Here is a 2,526-nt window from a genome sequence, read left to right on the forward strand (position 1 = left end):
GCCGTGTCGCTTCAGCGCGGGAAGCAGATCAGCAGCGGAAGCAAATCAGCCGGGGGATGCAGATCAGCCGGGGGAAGCAGATCTCCCGGGATGCGCGTCTTTGCCGGGCTCCGCCGCCGCGCCTGAGGTGATGGCGGCGCAATAGTCGATAGGGTTCCCCGTGTTCGCGCCCCGGCGAGGCCGCGACGGAGGGGATGACATGAGGCGAATTACCGGATGCGACCGTGCGGAGCATGAGGCCCGGCGGCCAGCCACGGCAGCGCGACTCGCCGCCCTCACGATCGCCGCAGCCCTCGCGCTGGCTGGCTGTGCAGCGGAGTCGACAGAACCCACGACGTCGAAGGCTCCCGTGCCCAGCGCGCCAGCGTCATCCGGTGACGGGGTGCTCACGATCGGAACGTTGTTCTCCATAGGGGGCTCTTCTGCCGATATCGCTGCGGCGCAGATCGCAGGGGTCGAACTGGCCGTGCGGGAGATCAATGAGGCGGGCGGCGTGCTCGGCGAACCCGTGAGGGTGTTCCACCGCACCTCGGGCAATGCCGATGAGAGCGTGGTCGAGGCATCTTTCGCGGAGCTTGTAACCAAGGAGGTCGATGTCGTTATCGGGCTCACCTCGTCGACCCTGGTGGATCGCATTCAGCCGCTCGCGGATGAGTCCGGTATTGCGCTGTTCTCCCAGGCGACGGCAACAGGAAGCGCGGTCGACGAGACCTTCACCTCCCGGGTGCTGTCCATGGATCCGGCCATCCGCACCACCGACTTTGCGGCCGAAGCCTATGACGCCACAATCCTGGCGGCCCTTGCGGCGACGGTTGCCGACGACGACGGAGGGGCGACGATCGCTTACGCCGCGGCAGGGCTCGCGGCAGAAGACGAAGCAGACCGGATCGAGTGCACAAGCTTCGGCGAATGCCGTCATGTGCTCGCCGACCGGGCCGATATCCACTACTCAGGCATCTCAGGAGCACTACCCCCATTTTCCTGAGAAAGGTTAAGCATGTTACTAGCCCGTAACACAGAGGTATTGTGCGAGCGCTCCCAGCGGAATACCGTGACACAACGGCAGTGTCCTGTCGTGTTTTCATCACGTTTCTAACGCAAGGAGCAACATGAGCGTATTTGCGAATGCACACGCCGGCTCGCGTGGACGAAAGTCCCTGTATGCGGGAATCGCCGGCCTTGGTGCCGTCGCTCTCGTGCTGAGCGGCTGTGCTGCAGATAGTGGCAATTCCAATGGCGGCAACAGCGGCGAGGACCTGACGCTGAAGATCGGTACGGCACTTCCGCAGACCGGCAACCTCGCATTCCTCGGCCCGCCCGAGAACGCGGGAGTCGCCTACGCGGCGTCCCTCATCAACGAGGCAGACCTCGGCATTCAGATCGAGGTCGTTGAGGGTGACTCTGGCGACACAGACAACAAGGCATACGAGACCGAGGTGCCGCGCCTTCTGAGCGAGGATGTTTCGGCGATCGTGGGCGCAGCATCATCCGGTGTTTCGCTCCAGTTCATTGACGAGGTTGTCGCTGCTGACACAATTCTCTTCTCGCCGGCCAACACGTCCGATGCGTTCACGACGTATGAAGACAACGGCCTGTACTTCCGCACAGCCCCCTCCGATGTTCTCCAGGGCGAAGTTCTGGGCAACCTCATCGCCGAAGATGGTCACGAGACGCTCGGAATGATCGTGCTCAACGACTCCTACGGCACGGGACTCGCCAAGTACACGAAGGAGGCGTTCGAAGCCGCAGGTGGCAAGGTCGTCGCTGAACCCACCTACAACACGGGTGACACGTCGTTCGACGCTCAGATCAGCGAGGTCCTCGCTCAGGACCCCGACGCGATCGCACTGATCACGTTCGAAGAGGTCAAGACGATGATCCCCAACGTGGTGAGCGCGTTCCCGGCAGAGAACCTGTACTTCGTGGATGGCAACCTCGCCAACTTCGGAGACCAGTACCCGGCAGGCACCCTTACGGGCGCCAAGGGCACCTTCCCCGGCACCAACGTCGACACGCTCGGCGACTTCACCTCGGCGCTCAACGAGTTCTGGGTGGGCGAGGGTGAAAAGGAGCTCACGGAGTTCACCTACGGAGCCGAGTCCTACGACGCGGTCATCCTGCTCGCGTTGGCTGCTCTCAAGGCGGGATCGACGGAGGGCCCTGCAATCGCAGAGGCGCTTCAGTCGGTCTCCGGTGGCTCGGGTGATGGCGAAAAGTGCACCACGTTCGCCGACTGCGCCGAGATCATCAACGGAGGCGGCGACGCCGACTACGACGGTGTTTCAGGACCGATCACGTTCAACGAGGTCGGCGACCCGACCGAGGCGACTATCGGAACCTACATCTTCGGTGAGGACAACAACTACTCGGCTTACTAAGCCGACATCACGATGAAGGGCCCGGGCGAAAGCCCGGGCCCTTTGTCGTCGCCGTACGCGCGCCGCTCCGCGCGCCGGTCCGCGCGCCGGTCCGCGCGCCGCTCCGCGCGCCCCAAAGCCGCGCGCCGCCCCCCTTAATTCGGGGGCG

2 protein-coding genes are annotated in these 2,526 nt (G+C 63.9%); both read left to right on the forward strand.

Going from position 1 to position 2,526, the window contains the following annotated elements; genetic code table 11:
• The first annotated feature begins 199 nt into the window (after window positions 1–199).
• Window positions 200–985, forward strand: coding sequence for an ABC transporter substrate-binding protein (locus AC062T_RS02335; RefSeq protein ID WP_476027027.1), 786 nt, complete (start codon window positions 200–202; stop codon window positions 983–985).
• A gap of 124 nt (window positions 986–1,109) precedes the next feature.
• A complete protein-coding gene (locus AC062T_RS02340; protein WP_407441070.1) occupies window positions 1,110–2,378 on the forward strand; it encodes an ABC transporter substrate-binding protein in 1,269 nt (422 codons plus the stop codon).
• Window positions 2,379–2,526 lie beyond the last annotated feature (148 nt).

The organism is Homoserinimonas sp., assembly GCF_056262345.1.

Coding starts and splice junctions, on each gene's coding strand:
- AC062T_RS02335 (WP_476027027.1), top strand. CDS start 200: ATGAGGCGAATTACCGGATGCGACCGTGCGGAGCATGAGGCCCGGCGG.
- AC062T_RS02340 (WP_407441070.1), top strand. CDS start 1,110: ATGAGCGTATTTGCGAATGCACACGCCGGCTCGCGTGGACGAAAGTCC.